The sequence below is a fragment of the Paraburkholderia acidiphila genome (assembly GCF_009789655.1).
GTDB lineage: Bacteria > Pseudomonadota > Gammaproteobacteria > Burkholderiales > Burkholderiaceae > Paraburkholderia > Paraburkholderia acidiphila.
In genome coordinates this window covers 606060-628900 of the sequence record NZ_CP046912.1, presented here as the reverse complement: position 1 = coordinate 628900, position 22841 = coordinate 606060, and the positions used below count along the sequence as shown (strand labels likewise).

16 protein-coding genes are annotated in these 22841 nt (G+C 64.7%); 9 read left to right on the top strand and 7 right to left on the bottom strand.

Going from position 1 to position 22841, the window contains the following annotated elements; translation table 11 throughout:
- Nucleotides 1-112 precede the first annotated feature (112 nt).
- Nucleotides 113-481, bottom strand: a complete 369-nt coding sequence (locus FAZ97_RS33025; protein ID WP_233271940.1) for a hypothetical protein — start codon at nucleotides 479-481, stop codon at nucleotides 113-115.
- A gap of 508 nt (nucleotides 482-989) precedes the next feature.
- Between FAZ97_RS33025 and FAZ97_RS33020 the strand changes: the two genes are divergently transcribed.
- Both FAZ97_RS33020 and FAZ97_RS33015 read left to right on the top strand, forming a co-directional pair.
- Nucleotides 990-1724 carry a type IV pili methyl-accepting chemotaxis transducer N-terminal domain-containing protein gene (locus FAZ97_RS33020; protein WP_158762964.1) on the top strand — a complete coding sequence of 245 codons (735 nt, stop codon included), beginning with the start codon at nucleotides 990-992 and terminating at the stop codon, nucleotides 1722-1724.
- Between the two features lie 23 nt (nucleotides 1725-1747).
- On the top strand, nucleotides 1748-3142 hold the full coding sequence (locus FAZ97_RS33015; protein ID WP_158762963.1) for an MFS transporter: 1395 nt from the start codon (nucleotides 1748-1750) through the stop codon (nucleotides 3140-3142).
- 32 nt (nucleotides 3143-3174) lie between these two features.
- On the opposite strand, the gene FAZ97_RS33010 is transcribed toward FAZ97_RS33015, so the two are convergent.
- The 3 genes from FAZ97_RS33010 to cobA all read right to left on the bottom strand — a co-directional run bounded on the left by FAZ97_RS33010 (nucleotide 3175) and on the right by cobA (nucleotide 6194).
- Nucleotides 3175-4158 carry a zinc-binding dehydrogenase gene (locus tag FAZ97_RS33010; RefSeq protein ID WP_158762962.1) on the bottom strand — a complete coding sequence of 328 codons (984 nt, stop codon included), beginning with the start codon at nucleotides 4156-4158 and terminating at the stop codon, nucleotides 3175-3177.
- A 66-nt stretch (nucleotides 4159-4224) separates the two neighbouring features.
- Nucleotides 4225-4944 (bottom strand): response regulator, encoded by a 720-nt coding sequence (locus FAZ97_RS33005; RefSeq protein WP_158762961.1) that lies wholly within the window; start codon nucleotides 4942-4944, stop codon nucleotides 4225-4227.
- 473 nt (nucleotides 4945-5417) lie between these two features.
- On the bottom strand, nucleotides 5418-6194 hold the full coding sequence (gene cobA / locus FAZ97_RS33000; RefSeq protein WP_158762960.1) for a uroporphyrinogen-III C-methyltransferase: 777 nt from the start codon (nucleotides 6192-6194) through the stop codon (nucleotides 5418-5420).
- Nucleotides 6195-6823: 629 nt separating this feature from the next.
- Here cobA and nirB point away from each other — a divergent pair.
- From nirB to FAZ97_RS32985, 3 genes are all read left to right on the top strand, one after another.
- The gene (nirB, locus tag FAZ97_RS32995) at nucleotides 6824-9400 is read left to right on the top strand and encodes a nitrite reductase large subunit NirB (protein WP_158763373.1); all 2577 of its coding nucleotides are present in this window, start codon (nucleotides 6824-6826) and stop codon (nucleotides 9398-9400) included.
- Between the two features lie 29 nt (nucleotides 9401-9429).
- Nucleotides 9430-9777 carry a nitrite reductase small subunit NirD gene (nirD, locus tag FAZ97_RS32990; protein ID WP_158762959.1) on the top strand — a complete coding sequence of 116 codons (348 nt, stop codon included), beginning with the start codon at nucleotides 9430-9432 and terminating at the stop codon, nucleotides 9775-9777.
- 72 nt (nucleotides 9778-9849) lie between these two features.
- A complete protein-coding gene (locus tag FAZ97_RS32985; protein WP_158762958.1) occupies nucleotides 9850-14049 on the top strand; it encodes a bifunctional nitrate reductase/sulfite reductase flavoprotein subunit alpha in 4200 nt (1399 codons plus the stop codon).
- Here the strand turns inward: FAZ97_RS32985 and FAZ97_RS32980 are convergent.
- A complete protein-coding gene (locus FAZ97_RS32980; protein WP_158762957.1) occupies nucleotides 14003-14302 on the bottom strand; it encodes a hypothetical protein in 300 nt (99 codons plus the stop codon). The two genes, FAZ97_RS32985 and FAZ97_RS32980, sit on opposite strands and share 47 nt — an antisense overlap.
- Before the next feature lie 183 nt (nucleotides 14303-14485).
- Here FAZ97_RS32980 and cynR point away from each other — a divergent pair, with 183 nt between their 5' ends.
- Nucleotides 14486-15382: a transcriptional regulator CynR gene (gene cynR, locus FAZ97_RS32975; RefSeq protein ID WP_233271939.1), complete on the top strand. Its 897-nt coding sequence runs from the start codon at nucleotides 14486-14488 to the stop codon at nucleotides 15380-15382.
- 37 nt (nucleotides 15383-15419) lie between these two features.
- Here the strand turns inward: cynR and FAZ97_RS32970 are convergent, their stop codons facing one another.
- Nucleotides 15420-16808, bottom strand: a complete 1389-nt coding sequence (locus FAZ97_RS32970) for an alkaline phosphatase family protein (RefSeq protein WP_158762955.1) — start codon at nucleotides 16806-16808, stop codon at nucleotides 15420-15422.
- A gap of 613 nt (nucleotides 16809-17421) precedes the next feature.
- Between FAZ97_RS32970 and ilvD the strand changes: the two genes are divergently transcribed.
- The gene (gene ilvD / locus FAZ97_RS32965; RefSeq protein ID WP_158762954.1) at nucleotides 17422-19281 is read left to right on the top strand and encodes a dihydroxy-acid dehydratase; all 1860 of its coding nucleotides are present in this window, start codon (nucleotides 17422-17424) and stop codon (nucleotides 19279-19281) included.
- A gap of 136 nt (nucleotides 19282-19417) precedes the next feature.
- Here ilvD and FAZ97_RS32960 read toward each other — a convergent pair whose 3' ends face one another.
- Nucleotides 19418-21661 (bottom strand): NADP-dependent isocitrate dehydrogenase, encoded by a 2244-nt coding sequence (locus tag FAZ97_RS32960; protein WP_158762953.1) that lies wholly within the window; start codon nucleotides 21659-21661, stop codon nucleotides 19418-19420.
- 433 nt (nucleotides 21662-22094) lie between these two features.
- Here FAZ97_RS32960 and FAZ97_RS32955 point away from each other — a divergent pair, with 433 nt between their 5' ends.
- Both FAZ97_RS32955 and FAZ97_RS32950 read left to right on the top strand, forming a co-directional pair.
- Entirely contained in the window at nucleotides 22095-22511 is a 417-nt protein-coding gene (locus FAZ97_RS32955; protein ID WP_158762952.1) for a MarR family winged helix-turn-helix transcriptional regulator, read from the top strand.
- A 60-nt stretch (nucleotides 22512-22571) separates the two neighbouring features.
- Nucleotides 22572-22820, top strand: a complete 249-nt coding sequence (locus FAZ97_RS32950; RefSeq protein ID WP_158762951.1) for a hypothetical protein — start codon at nucleotides 22572-22574, stop codon at nucleotides 22818-22820.
- Nucleotides 22821-22841: the final 21 nt, after the last annotated feature.

Genomic DNA, 22841 nt, shown 5'->3' with positions numbered 1-22841 from the left:
AAAGGGGACAACGAATGTGCGACCCGCTTTGGGGCGGCAAGGAATCGGGTTAGCAGTGCGCTGAAAAATAGCGTCGGGCGCGGGGCGCAATTCTGATTCTTATTCGCATACCTCAATGACCGGGGCCACTCGATGGCACGCAACTGAGAACGAGTCGATCGCCGTTGCCCGCTCCGGCAGCCAGTGCGGCGTTGTGAAATTCATGGCCGCCGCAGCGCCACTCGGCGAGGTAGTCGTTGTGACAGCCGCCGGATTGCCCGGTGGTCATCGACACCGGATAGCTGCAGGTTCGCAAACCGTCGCAGTGCTCGGCGAGATCGCGCGTGACATTGCCGTGTGGCGCGCCGCAGTTGCTGCCGTACGTCCCGGCGACGATCGCGATTGTGGCTTCGTTCGAGGCGGCCGCCACAGTCGAGAGGGATAGGCCGCCAAGGCTGACGATTACCCAGACGCCCGCGAAGGCGATGGCGATTGGTTTCATGATGCACCTCCCGAGGCGGCGTTGCGTAGGCTCGCGAGCGCGGCGTGCGATCGATGCTTACAGCTTAGTGCGGTCGCGGCGAAGGGCAAGACGGTGCCCGGCGATGGTGCGGGGCTTCGCTGCAGTGCACCAGCAGCAGTCATCCGAGGCACATGAATGGTGGCGCGCCGACGGTCGGGGACGCTCGGGCCGGGCGTGCTGCCTGAACGTTGCGAGCCCGGTGCAAGCCACGCCAGCCGGGCGTTTACGGGGGCGCGCGCATCGCTTGCGCGGTGGGTGGCACACGTATTGCTTAATCACTGCCGGGGCCAATGAAGGCTCCAATGAATTGCATCATCGTCCCGCCTTGCGCGGGATGTTTCGATCAGGCGGGGCAACGGCGTCCCGAAGCAGCACTCCACGGCACAGCGTGCGTGGTAGGTGCGCTTCGGGACGCTTTTTTTTATGTCCTTCGCTCAGCGCGCCATGGTTTGGCAAATCGTTGGCGATGCGATTTGCACTACTAAAGATGAATATGCGGGAAACGACACCTGACATCTCAGCGGAAATCGTCGGCGAGCTTATCAATCTGGCCGGGCGCCAGCGCATGCTCTCGCAGCGCGTCGTCCTGCACGCGTTGCTTGGCTTGCGTGGCGACGCCGGCGCGCTCGTCGTCGCGCGCGAATGCCTCGATACATTCGCGGCTTCGCACGCGCGGCTGGTAGAGGGTGACGACCACTTTCCCGGCGTATTTTCGGGCGCCTTGCGCGAACTCTATTTCGGCGCGCGCAAGGCCGACGAGCGCATTCGCACATTCACGAAACTCGCCGCGCATGCGTGCGCGTGCCTCGAACGCTCAGTCGAGGCATCGACAGCCGATCGCGCCTGCGAGGCAGCCGTGACGGAACTCACCGCCGCCGCCACGCCGCTGCTCGACCTGCTGCAAGTGCTTACCCAGGCGTACCAGGACGAATTGCGCAGCGTGGAAGCGGCGGCGGCGAAGCGCCAGGCAGGCATTGTCGATGAGCTCGCCGCCATTTCCCTGCGTGCAAACATCGTCGCGCTCAATGCGCGTGTCGCGGCCGCACGCGCCGGCCAGTTCGGCCGCGAATTCGCGGTGATCACGGCGGAACTGGCGCACGTGATAGGCGAAATGGACCGGCTCGTGCAAGGCGTGGTCGGAAAGTCCGAAACGCGTGAGGCCGCACCCGAACGACATTCTGGATTCCGAAATCAACGGATGCATGCCCGCGTTGCGGGTTGAGATCCACTATTGGGGAGAACCTCGTGAAAGACCTGGTAAGTTCGCTCAAGAGCGGTAACTGGCGCGCGCTGATCGCGTGTTTCCTGTACTTCGACACCGGCTTCACGGTGTGGGTGATGTTCGGCCCGCTCGCGCCTTTCATCCAGAAGGACATTGCGATGACGCCGGCCGAACTGGGCCTGCTCGTGGCGGTGCCTGTGCTCGGTGCGGCGATTTTGCGCGTGACGCTCGGCAATCTGTATCAAGCCTGCGACGGCCGCCGTGTCGCGCTGATGGGCATCGCGCTTTCCGCGATTCCCGCTGCCGTGCTGTTGACGATGCCGGGCACGCCGTCCTATACCTTGCTGCTCGTGCTTGGCGTGTTGCTCGGCGTGGGCGGCGCGAGCTTCGCGGTGGCGCTGCCGATGGCTGGCAGCAACTATCCGCCGAAGGTGCAGGGCCTCGTGCTGGGCCTCGCCGCAGCCGGCAATATCGGCGCCGTGCTCGACGGTTTCCTCTTTCCGGGCCTCGCCAGCCACTATGGCTGGGCGCGCGCCACGGGCGCGGCGCTGCCGCTGCTCGCGCTGGCCGCGATTGCCGTGACCTTCTGGGCCCGCGATCTCGGCCAGAAGTCCGGCAGCGCGCTGAAGGCATTCCGCTCGTTCGGTATCACGCTCGCTGGCCTGATCGCGCTCGTGCTCGCCGTGCACGCTGGCGTGTTCGGCGCGGGCAAGACGGGCGTGCTACTGCTGCCGGTGTTCGGCGCGCTGCTCGCCATTGCCGTGCTGCCGCGACACTATCGCGCGGTGCTCACGGAAGGCGACACGTGGGTCGTGATGCTCGTCTACAGCATCACGTTCGGGGGCTTTGTCGGCATGTCGTCCTATATCTCGACGCTGCTTATTTCGCTCTACCAGGTACCGAAGCTCGAAGCCGGCGTGGTGATGTCGCTGCTCGCGCTGACCGGCGCGATGGTGCGCCCGCTCGGTGGCCTGATCGCCGATCGTATTTCGGGCGTGCGTGCGCTCGTGGTGCTGCTCGCCGCGATCTCGGTGTGCGACTTTGCTTTCGCGCTGTGGATGCCGCCGTTCGCCACGGGTATTGCGCTGCTCGCGTTCACCTACGTGTGCTTCGGGCTTGGCAACGGTGCGACGTTCCAGCTCGTTGCGCGCCGCTGGCAGGGCCGCACCGGGCTGATGTCGGGCATCATTGGCGCCGCGGGCGGCATCGGCGGTTTCTATCTGCCGGTCATCATGGGCATCGCCAAGGAAAGTACCGGCAGCTACCAGATGGGCTTCGCGACGTTCGGCGTGATCGCCGCGGCCGCGTTCGGTCTGGTGGTGCTGCACCGCGCACGCTGGCTCGAATGGGCGCTGCCGCAAGAGCCTGCACTGGCACCGGCGGTCGTGCAGGGCGCGCAAGCGAGCGCAAGCCATTGAGGCACAGCGGCCCGCGCTTGCGTGACGGGCCGCTACAACCGGACGACGATCTTGCCGTCGGCGCGGTTGCTTTCCAGCAGGTAATGCGCTTTCCTGAGATCGTCGAACTCGAAGGTGCAGGCGTGAAGCGACGCGATGCGGCGCGCAGCGATGCCCGAAGCGATATGGCGCAGCGGCGCATAGTCGAGTGGCAACGACTTCGTGCCGAGCAGTTCACTCGTAAAGAAGCTGAGCCGCACCGCGGGCGGCAGATCGCGCGCAATATCGAACGCATTGAGGAGAGGCGGCCCGGCCAGCGTGCCGACGACGGTCACGCCGCCAAACGGCCGCACCATTTTGGCGGTGTCTCTCACGTTGGCCGCGCTGACGATTTCGAGCGCGACATCGACGTGCAGGCACTCACGCGCGACCGCGGCGGCGATTTCTCCGCCATCGATCAGCACTTCGTGCGCACCGGCACGATAGAGGCGTTCGACGTGCGTTGCCGAACGTGTCGTAGCCAGTACATTGAGCCCGAAGGCGTTCGCATAGGCGATCGCGGCGAGCCCCACGGCGGACGTTCCGCCGCGCACGAGCAAAGTCTGCCCCGCCTTCGCTTCGAGGCTTGCCGCGAGCGCGCCCCACGCCGTGAGATAGGCGAGCGGCAGCGTGGCGAGTTCTTCCCATGGCAAGCTCGTGGATCCGAGCGTGACGACGTTGCGCCGTAAAACCGTGACTTCCTCCGCATAGCTGCCGTTGCGCGCGACCTGCAAGCCGCCCATCGCGGTGGCAACGCGTTCCCCGACCCGGAACGACTTCGAAGGATCCTCCGCGACCACACCCACGGCCTCGATCCCGGGCACCACCGGGCCGGCAAGCCGCCCAAGGCGACCCGCGCGCAAATCGGCTTCGGCGCGGTTGATGCCGAACGCGCATACGCGAATGCGCACCTCGTCCACGCCTGGCGCGGCCGGTGCGATCTCGCGCATCTGCAGGACCTCGGGGCCGCCGGGTTGTTCGATGACGTAGGCTTTCATGCTCGATCTCGCTTGGGTGGCAGGCTGGGCGCCGCGCAATCGGGCCTGCAACGGGTCTGGCGTTCGTCATTTGGTTTCAGTCTGCAGGCATGGCTGCGTGCCCGGTTCGAGCAGCGCGGCGTCTTTCACCCGCAGGATGTAGCCGAGTCCGCGCAAGGTCAGGATCTGCGCGCTCGAGGTTGCGAGACGCTTGCGCAGGCGGTGAATGTAGATATCGATTGCGTCCCGGCTCGGTTCTTCATCGAGGCCGAATAGGCTTTCCATGAGCGTGTGCTTCGAAACGGTCCTGCCTTGATGGAGCATCAATGCCTCGAGAATGCAGTGCTCGCGGCGACGCAGATGCAGCGCCGTGTCGTTGTGGCAAAAGGCGCGCGTGTCCGTACGATAGTGCAGGTCGCCGCAGCTCAGGCGCGCTGCCTTGTCGGTGGCCTGGCGGCGTATCAGCGCCTTGATGCGTGCGAGCAGCTCGCGCGTGTCGAAGGGCTTGACGAGGTAGTCGTCGGCGCCTGCGCTGAAGCAGGCCACCTTGTCGTCGATCGTTCCATGCGCGGCCATCATCAGAACGGGGAGGTTGTCGCGCCGGCGCCGCAAACGCATGAGCACGCTCATGCCGCTCAAGCGCGGCAAGTGCATTTCGAGCAGCACGAGGTCGTAGTGTTGTGACTTCAGCACGAGATCCGCAGCTTCGCCGTCGGCCACACAATCGACGGTGAAATTCTCCGTGCGCAGCAGGCTGACGAGCCACTGGGAAAGCCCCGGATTTTCCTCGACGAGCAACAACTTCATCTTGTTGTTCCTTACCTGCGCCCCATAATCAGGTTGATTTAGATACGAATACTATTCGCACGCCGAAGCAGATAGCGGCGTAATGCTTTAAGGAAAGGTTGCATGGGCAGTCTTTGCAACGTTGGGCCGATTTTTAAAAACGCTCTGCTACGTTGATGTCTGCATTCTAGTCAACGAAACCCTTCCCGGCGCTTTCATGGAATATGCGTTTTGATCGGGGATTTCCATGAGGCGCGTAGGAAGAAGGTAGGGTGAAGGTCAGGAATTGTTTAGTACTACAGGGCTGCGTGCTATTTTGCTTACTGTTCTTGAGTTGCGTATTGAAATGAAAGTATGGCGAGCGGCGTGAGAGCGAGGGGAATGGTGAATGAGTTCTGCCGGTGGTTTTTTAAAGGTCGATCGGCAATAGTTTGATTAATTGGCTATATCCGCATTTCTGTTTATATGCAGAAGAGAATAGGCGCATGACGGCCTTACGCGCTCAGTCGTTGTGCCTCGATTTCCTTGTCATGCGGGTGCATGCCGAACGAAGCCGACTCGGCAATCGCGTTGCCCACGAGAATGATGGCGGGGCTGCCAAGGCCAGCGGCGCTCGCGTGCGCCGCGATGGTGCCGAGCGTGCCCGCTACGCGGCGCTCGTTTGCGCTGCCCGCCCACTGCACGACGGCTGCGGGCGTCGTGGTGGGGAGTGTGCCGGCGAGGGTCGCGCACAGCGATTCGATCCGGCTCATACCCATATAGATGGCGAGTGTCATGCCTGTTGCGGCGAGTGCCTGCCAGTCGGGCTCGCTGTGGTCGCGCAAGTGCGCCGTCACGAAGATCACGCCCTGGCAATGATCGCGGTGCGTGAGCGAGACGCCGAGCCCGGCTGCCGCCGCAAACGCCGAAGAAACGCCGTTGACGATCTCCACCGTCACGCCCGCGTTGCGCAATGCCGCGAGTTCTTCCCCCGCGCGACCAAACAGCAATGCGTCACCTCCTTTCACGCGCACGACGTGCAGGCCGCGGCGCGCGTATCGCTGCATCAAGCGCTCGATGAAGGCTTGCGGCGTGGAGCGGCAGCCGCCTCGCTTGCCCACGCGGATCACGCGGGCCTGCGGCGCGAGCGTCACGATCTCCGGGTTCGCGAGATCGTCGAGCAGCACGACGTCGGCGCTCGCGAGCACCTTCACTGCCTTCAGGGTGAGGAGGTCGAGATCGCCCGGACCCGCGCTCACCAGCGTGACCTTACCTTCGTTGCCCGTCGTCATCGTCGTCTTCCTTTTTACTGGCGCGCGCCCACGTTGGGAGCGCCAAAAAACGAATGGCGTCCGCTCGCCGCTTGCGACGAGGGGACGCCATTGTCCGGTTAGCTCGAATCGAGCCGCGCGCATCGCGCGGCCACTGGTTGCCTCGCCCGGCGACATTGCCGGACGTTCGGGGTCACGCAAGTTCCAGACCAGCGAGCACCGCACTCGCCCCGCCCGCCCGTTAGCGGGGCGCTCCCAATTGACAGCGCCGCGGCTATGCCACAGCCCGCACGCCCACGGCGCACAGCGAATGTGCTGCACGGCACCAATCTTGTGCTGGCCTGCATCACGATGCGCGCGCCGGTAACGTGCCGGAGACCGTCCACACAAGCCGCCGAAGTCCGCCAGACGGGGCGTGACGCGGCTTGTGCGCAGATTGGCACAGTGTTTGCGTATTGCTTCGCAGCAAGTGCCAAAGCGAATCAATGGGGATTCGGCTGCAAGCAGTAGCGCGGCGCACAGGGTTTCGTATTCAGGGCAACGGCGTCCCCCGAATCTGGCTTCGTTAGAAGCTGGAATCGCGGGACGCCTTTTTTTATTGGCAGAGGCTCATGGTGCAAGCAACGAACGAAGTGAACAGCTCGGCCGCGATGGAGATCGTCGTCGTTGGCCACGGCATGGTGGGCCACAAATTTCTCGAATGCATCCTTGCGGACGGCGCGTTGGATGCAAGCGTCAATGCGCGCGTGACCGTGCTCTGCGAAGAGCCGCGTCCCGCTTACGACCGGGTGCACCTCTCCGAATTCTTCGCCGGCAAGTCGGCGGACGATCTCTCGCTCGTGACGCCCGGTTTCTTCGAGCGCGAGAACGTGCGCCTCGTGCTCAATGCCAGCGCGGTGTCGATCGATCGCGCCGCGCGCACCGTCACGGTGTCCAACGGCGAAACGCTGGCGTACGACAAGCTCGTGCTGGCCACCGGTTCCTCGGCGTTCGTGCCGCCTATCGCCGGCAACGACCGCGCCGATTGCTTCGTCTACCGAACCATTGCCGACCTGGAAGCGATGCAGGCGCGCGGCGCGCGCGCGAAGTCGGGCGTGGTCGTGGGCGGCGGCCTGCTCGGCCTCGAATGCGCGAAAGCGCTGCGCGATCTGGGCCTCGCCACGCATGTGGTGGAATTCGCGCCGCGCCTCATGGCGGTGCAGGTGGACGACGACGGCGGCCGCATGCTGCGCAGCAAGATCGAAGCGCTCGGCGTGACGGTGCACACGCAGAAGAACACGCTGGCGATCGTGGATGGCGAAACGGCCGCCAACCGCATGCAGTTCGCCGACGGCACGCATCTCGACGTCGACATGGTCGTATTCTCTGCCGGCATTCGGCCGCGCGACGAAATCGCCCGCGCCTGTGGCCTCGAAATCGGCGCGCGCGGCGGCGTCGTGATCGACGACCAGTGCCGCACGAGCGACGCGAACATCTACGCGATCGGCGAATGCGCGCTGTGGCAAGGTCAGATCTTCGGTCTCGTCGCGCCCGGTTACGACATGGCGCGCATCGCCGCCAGGGCGCTGGCGGGCGTTGCGTCGCAGTTCGCGGGCGCCGACATGAGCACCAAGCTCAAGCTGATGGGCGTGGACGTGGCGAGCATCGGCGACGCGCACGGCAAGACGCCCGGCAGCCGCTCGTACCGTTACGCCGACGAGCGCCGCCAGGTCTACAAGAAGATCGTCGTCTCCGATTGCGGCAAGAAGCTGCTCGGCGCGGTGATGGTGGGCGACGCGAGCGAATACGGCACGCTGCTGCAGATGATGCTCAACGGCATCGAGCTACCCGAGTCGCCGGAATTCATGATTCTCCCGCAAGCCGACGGCCGGGCGAAGCCCGCGATCGGGGTGGAAGCGCTGCCGGACGCCGCGCAGATCTGCTCGTGCAACAACGTTTCGAAGGCCGAAATATGCGCGGCCGTGCGCGAAGGCGCAACGACCATCGCGGCCGTGAAGGGTGCGTGCAATGCCGGCACGTCGTGCGGCGGCTGCGTGCCGCTCGTCACGCAGGTCATGAAGTCGGAGATGAAGCGCCAGGGTCTCGCCGTCAACAATCACCTGTGCGAACACTTCCGCTATTCGCGCCAGGAGCTTTATCACATCGTGCGCGTGGAGGGCATCAAGACCTTCGGCGAGCTGCTCGCGAAACATGGCAAGGGCCTCGGCTGCGATATCTGCAAGCCGGCAGTCGGCGGCATTCTCGCATCCTGCTGGAACGAGTTCGTGCTGAAGAAAGAGCACGCGAGCCTGCAAGACTCGAATGACTACTACCTCGCCAACATTCAGCGCGACGGCACGTATTCGGTGGTGCCGCGCATGCCGGGCGGCGAGGTCACGCCCGAAGGCCTCATTGCCGTGGGGCAGGTGGCGAAGAAGTACGGTCTCTACACGAAGATCACCGGCGGCCAGCGCGTGGACCTCTTTGGTGCGCGTGTCGAGCAGCTGCCTTTCGTCTGGGAAGAGTTGATCGCAGCGGGCTTCGAATCGGGGCACGCCTACGGCAAGGCCCTGCGCACGGTGAAGTCGTGCGTGGGCTCGACGTGGTGCCGCTACGGCGTGGGCGACTCCGTTGGTTTCGCGATCGAACTCGAGAACCGCTACAAGGGCTTGCGCGCGCCGCACAAGATCAAGTTCGGCGTGTCGGGCTGCACGCGCGAATGTGCGGAAGCGCAGGGCAAGGACGTCGGCATTATCGCTACCGAGAAGGGCTGGAACCTCTACGTGTGCGGCAACGGCGGCATGAAGCCGCGCCATGCGGAACTGCTCGCTTCCGATCTCGATCAGGCGACGCTCGTGCGCTACGTCGACCGCTTCCTCATGTTCTACGTGCGCACGGCCGACCGTCTGCAGCGCACGAGCGTGTGGCGCGACAACCTCGAAGGCGGCCTCGACTATCTGATCGACGTGGTCGTGCACGACAAGCTGGGCCTCGGCGCCGAACTCGAAGCGGAAATGCAGCTCGTGGTGGATACCTACGAATGCGAATGGAAGAAGGCCGTGACCGATCCTGAAACGCGCCGCCGCTTCCGTCACTTCGTCAATAGCGATGCGGGCGACCAGCACGTCACCTTCATTGAAGAGCGCGGCCAGATCCGCCCGGCCACGCCGGAGGAGCGCACGCAAGTGCCACAAGCGGCCCGTTTTGAAGCGCTGGCCGGCATTCCCGTAGTCGTCGAAACCGTCTGATCCCCTTTCATCGAACCGAGGAGTACGAAATGAGCCACCCGAATAGTCAAGGCAACTGGGTTCCCGTTTGCACGCTCGACGATATCGTGCCGAACACCGGCGTGTGCGCGCTCGTGAAGGGCGAGCAGGTCGCCGTGTTCCATGTCGACGACGGCGACGCGCGCGTGTACGCCATCGGCAACTACGACCCGAACTCGCACGCAGCGGTGCTTTCGCGCGGGCTCGTGGGCAGCTTTGGCGAGCGTGTCGTGGTGGCGTCGCCCATCTACAAGCATCACTTCGATCTCTCCACCGGCGAATGCATCGAAGCGCCGCAGCATTCGGTCAACGCGTTTCCCGCTCGCGTGGAAAACGGTCAGGTGTGGGTTGCCGCCTGACATGACAAAGGCGCGGCGTGCACGAAGCGCCGCGCGCCCTGAATCTGTTTCAAGCTGATATCGATCGAGCGCATGAGCAGCGAGAGCGTAAAAAGCGTTTGCCCGTACTGCGGCGTAGGCTGCGGGATGATCCTGCACGTCGAGGACGGTCAGGTTGCGAAGATCTCCGGCGACGCCGAGCATCCGACCAACTTCGGCCGCCTCTGCACGAAGGGTTCGTCGGCGCATGTGGCGCTGCGCAAGTCGGGGCGTCTCGAGCGCGCCTTCGTGCGCCATGCGCGCGACGAGGATCCGGTGCCGCTGCCGCTCGCGCAGGCGATCGCCGATACGGCGCGCCGCCTGCGCGCGACGCTCGACGCGCACGGTCCCGATGCGCTTTCGTTCTACGTATCGGGGCAAATGTCGATCGAGGCGCAGTATCTCGTGAACAAGCTCGCCAAGGGCTTCGTGCGCACCAACAACATCGAGTCGAACTCGCGTCTGTGCATGGCGAGCGCGGGCAGCGGCTACAAGCTCTCGCTTGGCGCGGACGGCCCGCCGGGTTCGTATCAGGACTTCGACCGCGCAGACCTGTTCTTCGTGATCGGCGCGAACATGGCGGACTGCCATCCCATCCTGTTCCTGCGCATGATGGACCGCGTGAAGGCGGGCGCGAAGCTGATCGTGGTGGATCCGCGCCGCACGGCGACTGCGGATAAGGCGTCGCTCTTTCTGCAGATCGCGCCGGGCACCGATCTCGCACTGCTCAATGGTTTGCTTCATCTGCTGCACAGGAACGGTCATACCGATGCGGATTTCATTGCGCAGTACACCGAAGGATGGGACGTAATGCCCGCGTTCCTCGACGACTACACGCCGGAAAAAGTCGCCGAGATCACGGGCCTGGCCGTCGACGACATTCTTCGCGCCGCGCGGATGATAGGCGAAGCGCCCGAGTGGATGAGCTGCTGGACCATGGGCCTGAACCAGAGCACGCATGGCACGTGGAGCACGAACGCGATCTGCAACCTGCATCTGGCGACAGGCAAGATCTGCCGCGCTGGCAGCGGGCCGTTCTCGCTCACGGGGCAGCCGAACGCCATGGGCGGGCGCGAGATGGGCTACATGGGGCCGGGCTTGCCCGGCCAGCGCACGGCGCTGGCCGAAGACGACCGCGCATTCGTGGAAGCGGCGTGGGGCGTGGCGCCCGGCACGCTGCCCGTGAAAGTGGGCGGCGGCACCATCGACATGTTCTCGCGCATGGCGGCGGGCGAGATCAAGGCGTGCTGGATCATCTGCACGAACCCCGTTGCGAGCGTCGCGAACCGGCAGACGGTGGTGGCCGGCCTGAGAGCCGCCGAGCTGGTGATCGCTCAAGACGCTTTTCTGGACACCGAAACGAATCAGTACGCCGACGTGCTGCTGCCCGGCGCACTCTGGGCCGAGGCCGAGGGCGTGATGATCAACTCCGAGCGCAACATGACGCTCATGCAGCAGGCGGTCGTTGCGCCGGGCGAAGCGCTGCCCGACTGGCAGATCATCGCGCGGGTGGCCTGTGAGATGGGTTTTGCGCACGCGTTCAGCTACACGAGCGCCGCCGAGGTGTTCGACGAGATCACGCGGTTCTCCAACCCGAAGACGGGCTACGACCTGCGCGGCGCGAGCCACGCGAAGCTGCGCGAAGCGCCGCTGCAATGGCCCATCGCGCCGGACGCCGCGAGCGATCGCAATCCGCTGCGCTATGTGAACGACGGCGTGAGCCAGACGCTCAAGGAAAACGCAGACGGCACGCGGCCGCGCATCGCTTTCGCCACAGCGCACGGCAAGGGCGTGTTCTTCGCACGGCCGCATGTCGCGCCCGCCGAACTGCCGGATGGCACATTCCCGATCGTGTTCAACACCGGCCGGTTGCAGCATCAGTGGCACACGATGACGAAGACCGGCAAGGTGCCGATGCTCAACAAGCTCAACCCGGGCCCCTTCGTCGAGATTCATCCGGAGGACGCGGCCGCGCTCGGCATTGCCGCGAAGGATCGCGTGGAAGTGCGCTCGCGTCGTGGGCGGGTGGTGCTGCCTGCTGTCGTGACCGAGCGTGTGCGGCCCGGCAACTGCTTCGCGCCGATGCACTGGAACGACGTGTATGGCGAGGAACTGTGCGTGAACGCGGTCACGAGCGATGCGGTCGACCCCGTTTCCCAGCAACCCGAACTGAAATTCTGCGCGGTGGCGCTGTCGCGCGTGGGGCCGCAATCCGCGCCGCGCGAGACCGAACGCACGCCGGATGCCACCAATGCCTCTGCCGATCCGGCCACGTTCGACGCCAGCGCGCCGCAAGCTGTCAACCCGACTCAGGAACTCGACATGTCCCGTATCGATGCCTTTTCGACGCTACTCGGTCTCGACGACGTCGCTGCGCCGCAACTGGGCGACGTAGAGCGCCAGTACCTCGCGGGCTTTGTGGGCGGCCTGCGCTCGTTGAGGACGGCCGAGCCTGTCGGCGTGCCCATGTTGCCCGCCTACGCGCCCTTTCCGGCAGAGACGCGCGTATGGCTAGATGGCCTCCTGGCGGGGCTGTTCAGCCGCGGCGAGCCCGTAGCACGTACGGATGCGACGCGCGCCGTGCCTGGCGCACCTGAAGAAAAGCCGCATGGCGTACGCATTGCGCACACGCGCCCGAAGGTCGTGTTGCTGTGGGCCTCGCAAACCGGCAATGTCGAATCGCTGGTCGAGCAGTACGCCACGCAGCTCATGGAATCGGGCTTCGAGATCCGTACGGCCTGCATGGCGGACTACCCGCTCGCCAACCTCGAAAAGGCACAATACGCACTCCTGATGACGAGCACCTTCGGCGACGGTGACGCACCCGACAACGGCGAAGCGTTCTGGAGCGCGCTCGCGGCAGAAAGCGCGCCGCGACTTGCAGCACTGCGCTTCTCGGTACTCGCCTTCGGCGACCGCAATTACGACGCGTTCTGCGGTCATGGCCGCAAGCTCGATGCGCGCCTCGAAGCGCTGGGCGCCACGCGGCTCATGGAGCGCGTGGATTGCGACAGCGAATATCAGAGCGCCGCTGACGCATGGCTCGATCGAATCGTCGTACGGATCAAGCAGGAGGATGCAGCGCTGCACGCTGTGCCCGCCGACGGTTCGATTCCCGAGGTGCTGCCCGGCTGTGCGGCGACCAAAGCGCGGCCGGCCGCCTCGAAGCTCCTGAAGAACGTGCGCCTGAACATGAAGGGCGCGACGAAGGACACCCGCTACTTCTCGCTGGCAACGGGCGAGGCGGGCCTCGACTATGAGGCGGGTGATGCGCTCGGCGTGTGGCCGACCAACTGCCCCGCGCTCGTGGACGAGTTGCTGGGCCTCACGCGCCTCGCCGCCGACACGCCAGTGGCCGTGAGCGGTCACGGCGAGATGCGCTTGGGCGAAGCGCTCAGCAAGCACTATGAAATCGCGCGCCCGAGCGGCGATGCGCTTGCGTTCATTGCGTCCCGCACGCGCTCGCGCGGCCTCGCCGAGATGCTGGATGAGACGCGCAAGGGCGATCTGCGCAACTGGCTGTGGGGCCAGCAACTCGCCGACGTGCTGCACGAATACCCCATCGACATGACCGCGCCCGAACTGCTCGGCATGCTCAAGCGCCTGCAGCCGCGGCTCTACTCGATTTCGTCGAGCCCGAAGGCCCATGCGGGCGAGGTGCATCTGACCGTGTCGGCCGTGCGCTACAACAACGGCCGCCGCGAACGCAAGGGCGTGGCATCGACCTTCCTGGCCGACCGCGCGCAGGAGGGCAGCGTGCCCGTGTTCGTGCAGAAGAGCACGCATTTCCGGCCGCCGCGCAGCGGCGACGCGCCGATGATCATGGTCGGTCCCGGCACCGGCGTCGCCCCGTTCCGCGCCTTCCTGCACGAGCGCCAGGCGCGAGGCGACACGGGCCGCAATTGGCTCTTCTTCGGCGAGCAGCACGCGGCCACCGACTTCTACTATCGCGACGAACTGGAGCAAATGCGCAAGGACGGCCATCTCGACCGGCTCGATCTCGCGTTTTCGCGCGATCAGACCGAGAAGGTCTACGTTCAGGACCGTATGCGCGAGCAGGGCGCGCAGTTATGGGCGTGGCTGCAGGAAGGGGCGCACCTCTACGTTTGCGGCGATGCGAGCCGCATGGCGAAGGACGTCGACGCGGCGCTCAGGGACGTGGTGGCGGCGCACGGCGGCATCAGCGCCGAGGCCGCGCACGACTACGTCAGTGCGCTCGGACGGGACAAACGCTACGTGCGCGACGTCTATTGACGAGGCGCGGCGCGGCTTGCGTCACGCCCGGCGAGCGGCGCTCGCCTGCGCGCCACGTTTTCAGCGCGCGAAAGCGCCGGATGCGCGCCCGGTCCGCGCGCGCGAAACTTTCATCTTCATTGCCGAGCCCGGCATAAAGGCCGCCCTCGGCGCCTTTGGCCACGACGGGTTCGGGCAGCAGGATGGCGATGAGAAACGTCAGGCACGCGCCTGCGAACACCGCCACCACGCTCATCGAGATCGACTCGAACATCCGTTTGCTCCCCGGTAGAATGGTGTCCGGCAGGCGATGCCGCGCGCGGTGCGCACGGGGTCGCTGCCATCGCAAACCATTTTGCGCAGAGCGCGCGCCCCAGTCCAAGACGATATTTGGATCGTCGCGATAAGCGCGCCTTATGAAAAGAATCCGGAGACATTCGGGAGGCAAGCCATCTTGATGCTTCGCTCGATACGCTACGTGCTCACCGTGGCGGAGTTGAAGAATTTCACGCGCGCAGCCGAAGTGCTGCACGTCTCGCAGCCGGCGCTCTCACAGCAGATCCGCCAACTGGAAAACGACCTTGGCGGCGCGCTGTTCGACCGCAGTGGCCGCGCTATCAGCCTCACCGAATTCGGGCGCGTGTACATCGAACACGCGCGCCAGGCGCTCGCGCATCTCGACGCGGGCAAGCGCGCGTTGCACGAAGTGCGCGACCTCACGCGCGGCCTGCTGCGGCTCGCCTATACCCCGACTTTCGCGGAATATCTGATCGGCCCGGCGCTGCGCGGCTTTCGCGAAGCGCATCCGGCTATCGCGCTCGACGTGAGCGAGCGGCCGCTGGAGGACATCGAAGGGGGCCTCGAGCGCGACGAACTCGATCTCGGCATTGGCTTCACGGATGTGCGCTCCGACGAAATCGAAGTGCGCCCGCTCTTTGCCGAACACATGGCGCTGCTCGTGGCCACGCGCCATCCGCTCGCGCGCCGCCGCGCCGAGGTGAGCGCGAACCAGCTCGCGGCGATGCCGCTTGCGCTGTTGAGCCCCGACTTCGTGGTGCGGCGTTTCGCCGATGCTTATTTCCGCGCGCACCAGTTGATACCGCGCGTCATGCTGCAGGCCAACTCGGTGGGCACGGTGCTCAAGCTCGTGAAGGACGGCACGCTCGCCACGCTGCTGCCTTCGGCGGTGCTGCGCGAGCATCGAGGGCTCGTCACGCTGCCCGTCGTTCCGGCGTTGCCTCAGCGCACGGTCGCGCTGCTCAAGCGGCGGCACGCATCGAGCACGCTGGCCGCCAACGCGTTTGCGGACGTGCTGCTCGGGTTGATTGCGCAGGAAGGGTTGGGCAAAGCCTGAGGCATGCATCGCATGCCCCTTTGGTTCGTTCGTTGGCTCAGGGCTGCCCGGACGAAAGCAGGTTGTGGAAGAAGTCCACCGCGTGCTGACGAGAGGGCATTGCGCCGAGCGTGGCCGCCGGGTCGAGCCCCGTGCGCCGCGCGGTGCCGCTCACAAGACTCTTTTGCAGGTCGTTCAGCGGGCGGGCGAGATCGGTCGCAAGAAAGCCGGAGGCAGGCGGCGCGGCGATGGCTGGCAGGGCCGTGCGCGGCGTGTCCAGCGTGAGCAACGGAGCCAATGTGGGCGCGGCCGCCACGCGCTTGCTCGCGAGCATGTCGGCGGGCGCGATGGCGAGCCAGTCGCGCAGCGTGGCGAGAATCGACGTGTGGTCGTAGGGCGTGGCGCTGGGCGAGCGGAACACGGTGCCCGGTGCGATATAGGGCGAAACCACGACCGCTGGCACGCGCACACCAAAGCTGTCGAAGGCGAAGTTCTGGTCTCCGGGATTGCTGGCGGCATCGGGCGCCACGGCGTTGGCGGGCGGAAGGACGTGATCGTAGGTGCCGCCGTGCTCGTCGTAAGTAATCACGAGCAGGGTTTCGGGCCATGCGGGCGAGGTGCTCAACGCGTGCCAGATGTCGTAGAGAAAGCTTTCGCCCGCATAGACATCGTGTGGCGGGTGCTGGTCGTTGGGATCGAGCAGAAAGCGCGGCTCGATGAACGAATACTGCGGCAGCGTATTGTTCTGGCAGGCCGAGACGAAGTTGCCGAAGCGCTGGAAATTCGCCTTATATTTCGGATCCCATAGCGTCGGGAACATGGTGAGCGTGAGCGATGGCGCGACGAGCGCGGCGCTGTACACGGCCCAGCTCACGTCCACATCACTCAGCACGTTGAAGAGGGTGCGCACCTGCCAGTCGAACGGATCGGGCGGGGAGCCGTTGTCCACGTGACCGTTCGACGTGCCCGCGTGGGCAAACGCGCGGTTCGGCCAGGTCTGGCTCGGCACGCTCGCGAACCAGGCGTCCGAAACGGCGTATTCGCGAGCAAGCGTCGAGAGCACCTTCAACTGGTCGGGGCTGTGACACTGCATGACCTGGCTTGCGTCCGTCGTCGCGGTCGTTTCGTAGTCTTGTACGAAGCCGGACATGGGCATAGCCCCTGTGGCGCTGCCGAGAAGCTGGACGCGCACGTTTGCGAACGTCTCCTGCGGATCGGGGTCGGGCAGCGTGGCCTTGGAGGCGGGTGTCGCTGCGGCGATGGTGCCGCCTGCCTTGGTCGGGTTGCTCAAGCCCGCCTTGAGGCCGTCGAATGGCTGGTCCGCGCTGGCGGCGGGCAGGAAATGCGTGGGGCTGCTGCCGTTCGTGTACAAGCCGCCAAGCATCGTGTCAAACGAACGGTTTTCGAACATCACGACAACGACGTGCTTGATGTTCTGCATGGGCATGGGTCTCTCCGTCGCGGGGACTGACGCAGAGTATTGGTGCAGCTGCACGCTTTGCGCAAGATGCGGGAACCCTGACGAGGAGACCTGCGGTTGGCTCGAACGCCCTAACGCATCCTCGCGCGCCAGATCTCATGTCCTGCGCAAATCACAGTGAAAACGCCGAGCACAATCGCGCCGACCGCCGCCGACTGTTCCCCGGCGCTGCCTGCCAGAGCGCGCAGCCAGAGATGTACGCCCGCGCCTGTCGCAGCGAGCCCGATCGCGAGGCCCGTGACGGCCCAGGTCGCGTGTCGCCGAGCGTGTTGCCAATGTTTCATATCGCCCCCGAGGTGCGTGAGTTTGCGCGTCCGCTAGACGCTGTATAGCCACGATACGCCGCCAGAATTCATTCGACATCAGCCGCCAAAAATGTGGAGCCGTCCGTGCATGCAAAGCGCGAATCATGGAGCCAGAAAAGCCGCCAAAACCGCCGCGGACAGCGCGCCGCGTAGGCCTGTGGGATAATTACGCGTTCTGCCCGGAGCGCAGCTCAAGAGGTTGTTCGCAAGGGCGTGCGTGGGGCCTTTATTCCTGTGGCCCGCTTCCTTTTTGCGATTTTTCACCTACAGCCACAATGCCCGCATACCGTTCCAAAACCTCCACCGCCGGCCGCAACATGGCAGGTGCGCGCTCCCTCTGGCGCGCCACCGGCATGAAAGACGAAGACTTCGCCAAGCCGATCATCGCGGTCGTCAACTCGTTCACCCAGTTCGTTCCCGGCCATGTGCACCTGAAAGATCTCGGCCAGCTCGTCGCGCGCGAAATCGAAGCCGCGGGCGGCGTAGCCAAGGAATTCAACACGATCGCCGTCGATGACGGCATCGCCATGGGCCACGACGGCATGCTGTATTCGCTGCCGAGCCGCGACATCATCGCGGATTCGGTGGAATACATGGTCAACGCGCACTGCGCCGACGCCATGGTCTGCATCTCGAACTGCGACAAGATCACCCCGGGCATGCTCATGGCCGCCATGCGCCTGAACATTCCCGTGATCTTCGTCTCGGGCGGCCCGATGGAAGCGGGCAAGACGCGCCTCGCGAACCCCGTCACCAAGGCGATCGAAGTCAAGAAGCTCGACCTGATCGACGCCATGGTGATCGCGGCGGATACCAAGTACTCCGACGCCGAAGTGGCCGAAGTCGAGCGCTCCGCCTGCCCGACCTGCGGTTCGTGCTCGGGCATGTTCACGGCCAACTCGATGAACTGCCTGACCGAGGCGCTGGGCCTCTCGCTGCCGGGCAACGGCACCGTGGTCGCCACGCACGCGGACCGCGAACAGCTCTTCAAGCGCGCCGGCCGCCGCATCGTCGAACTCGCGCGCCAGTACTACGAGCAGGAAGACGAGCGCGTGCTGCCGCGCTCGGTGGGTTTCAAGGCGTTCGAAAACGCCATGACGCTCGACATCGCCATGGGCGGCTCGACCAACACGATCCTCCACTTGCTGGCCATTGCGCAGGAAGCGGGCATCGACTTCGGCATGACCGACATCGACCGCCTGTCGCGCGTCGTGCCGCAGCTGTGCAAGGTCGCGCCGAACACGAACAAGTACCACATCGAAGACGTGCACCGCGCGGGCGGCATCATGGCGATCCTCGGCGAGCTGGAACGCGCGGGCAAGCTGCACACCGACGTGCCGACCGTGCACACGCCGACGCTCGGCGACGCGCTCGAGCAATGGGACATCAAGCGCACGCAGGACGAAGCGGTCAAGACGTTCTACATGGCAGGTCCCGCTGGTGTTCCCAGCCAGGTCGCGTTCAGCCAGAACACCCGCTGGCCGAGCCTCGACTCGGACCGCGCCGAAGGCTGCATCCGCTCGTATGAGCACGCGTTCTCGAAGGAAGGCGGCTTGGCCGTGCTGACGGGCAATATCGCGCTCGACGGCTGCGTCGTGAAGACGGCAGGCGTGGACGACAGCATCCTCGTGTTCGAAGGCACGGCCCACGTGACCGAATCGCAGGACGAGGCAGTGGAAAACATCCTCGCCGACAAGGTCAAGGCCGGCGACGTGGTGATCGTGCGCTACGAAGGCCCGAAGGGCGGCCCCGGCATGCAGGAAATGCTCTACCCGACGAGCTACATCAAGTCGAAGGGCCTCGGCAAGGCGTGCGCGCTCCTGACCGACGGCCGCTTCTCGGGCGGCACCTCGGGCCTCTCGATCGGCCACTGCTCGCCGGAAGCGGCAGCGGGCGGCGCGATCGGCCTCGTGCGCGACGGCGACAAGATCCGCATCGACATTCCGAACCGCACGATCAACGTGCTGGTCTCGGACGAGGAACTCGCGCGCCGCCGCGAAGAGCAGAACGCCAAGGGCTGGAAGCCGGCAAAGGCGCGTCCGCGCAAGGTGTCGGCGGCTTTGAAGGCGTACGCCAAGCTCGTGATGTCGGCAGACAAGGGCGCTGTGCGCGATCTCTCGCTGCTGGACGACTAAGCCTTTAGTAGGAGGCGGGCCGCATGGCCCGCCTCAAACAGGAAGGGCAAAAAAAACGAGCCTCCCGATTCCATCGGGAGGCTCGATTCGTTTCTGGAGCCCGTCCCCCGCGCTAGCGCAGGGGAGGTTCCATCACTTACTTCGCAGCGGCTGCGAGCGCGGCGTTGAACGTCGTGCTCGGGCGCATGACTTCAGCGAGCTTCACGAAGTCCGGCTTGTAGTAGCCGCCGATGTCGACCGGCTTGCCCTGAACCGCAGCCAGCTCGGCAACGATCTTCTGCTCGTTTTCTGCCAGCGCCTTCGCGAGCGGCGCGAAGTGAGCGGAGAGTTCCGCGTCGTCCTTCTGCGCGGCCAGTTCCTGCGCCCAGTACATCGAGAGATAGAACTGGCTGCCGCGGTTGTCCAGCTCGCCGGTCTTCGGCGACGGGCCCTTGTTGTTGTCGAGCAGCTTGCCGGTGGCGGCGTCGAGCGTCTTCGCGAGCAGCTTGGCGCGCGCGTTGTTCGTCTTGATGCCGAGGTCTTCCAGCGACACGGCCAGCGCGAGGAATTCGCCGAGCGAGTCCCAGCGCAGGTGGTCTTCCTGAACCAGCTGCTGCACGTGCTTCGGCGCCGAACCGCCCGCGCCCGTTTCGTACATGCCGCCGCCGGCCATCAGCGGAACGATCGACAGCATCTTCGCCGAGGTGCCCAGTTCCATGATCGGGAACAGGTCGGTCAGGTAGTCGCGCAGGATGTTGCCCGTGACCGAGATCGTGTCCAGACCGCGGATCACGCGCTCGAGCGTGTAACGCATCGCACGCACTTGCGACATGATCTGAATGTCGAGACCGGTCGTGTCGTAATCCTTCAGGTACGTTTCGACCTTCTTGATCACTTCGTTTTCGTGCGGGCGGTACGGGTCGAGCCAGAACACGGCCGGCGTGTTCGAGTTCTTCGCACGCGTGACGGCGAGCTTGACCCAGTCGCGGATCGGCGCGTCCTTCACGAGGCACATGCGCCAGATGTCGCCTTGCTCGACCGGTTGCGTGAGCGCTTCGATGACTTCGCCCGTGGCGTTGTCGACGATGCGCGCCGTGCCGTCTTGCGGGATCTCGAACGTCTTGTCGTGCGAACCGTACTCTTCAGCCTTCTGCGCCATCAGGCCGACGTTCGGCACCGTGCCCATCGTGCGCGGGTCGAATGCGCCGTTGGTCTTGCAGAAGTTGATGATTTCCTGGTAGATGCGCGCGAACGTGCTTTCCGGAATCAGGCACTTCGTGTCGGCCGGACGGCCGTCGGCGCCCCACATCTTGCCGCCTGCGCGGATCATGGCCGGCATCGAAGCGTCGACGATCACGTCGTTCGGTGCGTGCAGGTTCGAGATGCCCTTGGCCGAGTCGACCATGGCGAGCGCCGGACGGTGCTCGTGGCAGGCGTGCATGTCGCGAATCACTTCTTCGCGCTGCGATTCCGGCAGCGTTTCGATCTTCGTGTACAGATCGACGAGGCCGTTGTTGACGTTCACGCCGAGCTGTTCGAACAGCTTGGCGTGCTTCGCGAACGCGTCCTTGTAGAACACGCGCACGGCGTGGCCGAACACGATGGGGTGCGAAACCTTCATCATGGTCGCCTTCACGTGCAGCGAGAGCATGACGCCGGTCTTGCGCGCGTCTTCCATCTGGTCTTCGTAGAAGGCCAGCAGGTGCTTCTTGCTCATGAACATGCTGTCGACGATCTCGCCGGCTTGCAGCTTGACCTTCGGCTTGAGCACGATGGTTTCGCCGCTCTTCGTCACGAGCTCCATGCGGACTTCGCGGTCCTTGTCGTTCGTGATCGACTTTTCGCCGTGGTAGAAGTCGCCGTGCTTCATGTGCGCGACGTGGGTGCGCGAAGCCATGCTCCACTCGCCCATGCTGTGCGGGTGCTTCTTCGCGTAGTTCTTGACTGCCAGCGGTGCGCGGCGGTCCGAGTTGCCTTCGCGCAGCACCGGGTTCACGGCCGAGCCGAGGCACTTCGAATAACGCTTCTGGATAGCCTTTTCTTCGTCGGTCTTCGGATCTTCCGGGAAGTCAGGGACCTTGTAGCCCTTGCCCTGGAGTTCCTTGATCGCGGCGACGAGCTGCGGCACCGATGCGCTGATGTTCGGCAGCTTGATGATGTTCGTTTCCGGCAACTGCGTGAGACGGCCCAGTTCGGCCAGATTGTCCGGCACGCGCTGGTCTTCCGTGAGGAATTCCGGGAACTCGCCGAGGATACGGCCCGCAACGGAGATATCGCTGGTCTCGACGTTCACGCCGGCCGGCGCAGCGAAGGTGCGGATGATCGGCAGAAACGCGCTGGTGGCGAGCAGCGGCGCTTCATCGGTCAGGGTATAGATGATGGTGGGTTGCTGGGTACTCATCGGCTTCTTGGCGGGGTTCAAAAACGGGGTGATAACACCACCGGCTGCGCGCAGTCGGCGAAACACCTGGATTTTGCCTGAATTTGCAGCGGGCCGGGGGCCAACAGTGCATGTATTTCATATCGTGGAATGTGGTTGCGCAATGTTAATTGACCAGAAAGTCGGCGCGTTTGCCTTGATTGGCCGGCCGTGCGCTGAAAACGTTTTCGCGCCAGAGGCCCGTTGCATAAGGCTTTGCAGCGCGATACCGGTGATTCGTCCCCGGTCCGGAGGTTTTATTGGTCGTACCCTTTGCAATGTGTCAAGCTGGTAAAGACCCTTGCGAAAAGAGAAGTGAATCGGGGAGTCTTATATAAGAATTTTGCTCCGCGAGAGCCGTTCAAGCTCGCGATAACGGTTGCCTTGCTAATCAATTCGTGGTTTCATTCGTCGCATGTTCGATCATTGCCTTTACTTCAATTCGTCGGCGCTTGCGCGGCTCGTCGAGCGCGAGTGGAGCGCCGCCTATGCGCCGTTCGGCCTGACGCCCGCGCAAGGTTTCGTGCTGCGCGTGGTGCTGGCCAAGCCTGGGTGCCTCGCGAGCGATGTCGCGCAAACGCTCGGCATTGCCCGGCCCACGGCTACGCGACTCGTGGACAACCTGTGCGAGAAGGATCTGCTCGAACGCCGCCAGGGCGAGGCCGATGGCCGCGAATGGGGACTTTTTCCCACGGCAGGCGGCGCGGCGCTCGACGGCCCGATCAACGGCGCGAGCGCCGAAGTCGCGCGGCGCCTGCGTGCCCAAGTGGGCTCTGACCTGTTCGAGTCGACGGTCACCGGCATGCGCAAGATACGGAAAGGACTCGCGTAAGGCGTTCGCGCCTTTTTTAAAACCCAAATGATTGTCTTGCTAATCAATAAGGAGAAGCTGATGAACGAGGTGGCGCTAAAAGGGACGGGGGAAGAAGTCTGGCGTTGGGCGATTGGTCTGACGATCGCAGCATTGGCGGTTGCAGCCGTCGTCGCGGCGATTCTTTACGTGCCGCGCGCTGTGGAGGCGACCAACCGCGCGTGCATGGCGGCCTATGCCAACGATCTGCACGCGGATCTCGCGGCGTTCGCGCAAGATCCGGTGTGGCAGGCGCAATACGTCGAGGCGCTCACGGCGTGCTCGCGCTAGACGGGCACGCCGCGCACCTTG

Excerpts from the sequence above, each read along its gene's own strand:
- FAZ97_RS33025 (WP_233271940.1), bottom strand. The coding sequence starts at position 481 with ATGAAACCAATCGCCATCGCCTTCGCGGGCGTCTGGGTAATCGTCAGC.
- FAZ97_RS33020 (WP_158762964.1), top strand. The coding sequence starts at position 990 with ATGAATATGCGGGAAACGACACCTGACATCTCAGCGGAAATCGTCGGC.
- FAZ97_RS33010 (WP_158762962.1), bottom strand. The coding sequence starts at position 4,158 with ATGAAAGCCTACGTCATCGAACAACCCGGCGGCCCCGAGGTCCTGCAG.
- FAZ97_RS33005 (WP_158762961.1), bottom strand. The coding sequence starts at position 4,944 with ATGAAGTTGTTGCTCGTCGAGGAAAATCCGGGGCTTTCCCAGTGGCTC.
- cobA (WP_158762960.1), bottom strand. The coding sequence starts at position 6,194 with ATGACGACGGGCAACGAAGGTAAGGTCACGCTGGTGAGCGCGGGTCCG.
- nirB (WP_158763373.1), top strand. The coding sequence starts at position 6,824 with ATGGAGATCGTCGTCGTTGGCCACGGCATGGTGGGCCACAAATTTCTC.
- nirD (WP_158762959.1), top strand. The coding sequence starts at position 9,430 with ATGAGCCACCCGAATAGTCAAGGCAACTGGGTTCCCGTTTGCACGCTC.
- FAZ97_RS32985 (WP_158762958.1), top strand. The coding sequence starts at position 9,850 with ATGAGCAGCGAGAGCGTAAAAAGCGTTTGCCCGTACTGCGGCGTAGGC.
- FAZ97_RS32980 (WP_158762957.1), bottom strand. The coding sequence starts at position 14,302 with ATGTTCGAGTCGATCTCGATGAGCGTGGTGGCGGTGTTCGCAGGCGCG.
- cynR (WP_233271939.1), top strand. The coding sequence starts at position 14,486 with ATGCTTCGCTCGATACGCTACGTGCTCACCGTGGCGGAGTTGAAGAAT.
- FAZ97_RS32970 (WP_158762955.1), bottom strand. The coding sequence starts at position 16,808 with ATGCCCATGCAGAACATCAAGCACGTCGTTGTCGTGATGTTCGAAAAC.
- ilvD (WP_158762954.1), top strand. The coding sequence starts at position 17,422 with ATGCCCGCATACCGTTCCAAAACCTCCACCGCCGGCCGCAACATGGCA.
- FAZ97_RS32960 (WP_158762953.1), bottom strand. The coding sequence starts at position 21,661 with ATGAGTACCCAGCAACCCACCATCATCTATACCCTGACCGATGAAGCG.
- FAZ97_RS32955 (WP_158762952.1), top strand. The coding sequence starts at position 22,095 with ATGTTCGATCATTGCCTTTACTTCAATTCGTCGGCGCTTGCGCGGCTC.
- FAZ97_RS32950 (WP_158762951.1), top strand. The coding sequence starts at position 22,572 with ATGAACGAGGTGGCGCTAAAAGGGACGGGGGAAGAAGTCTGGCGTTGG.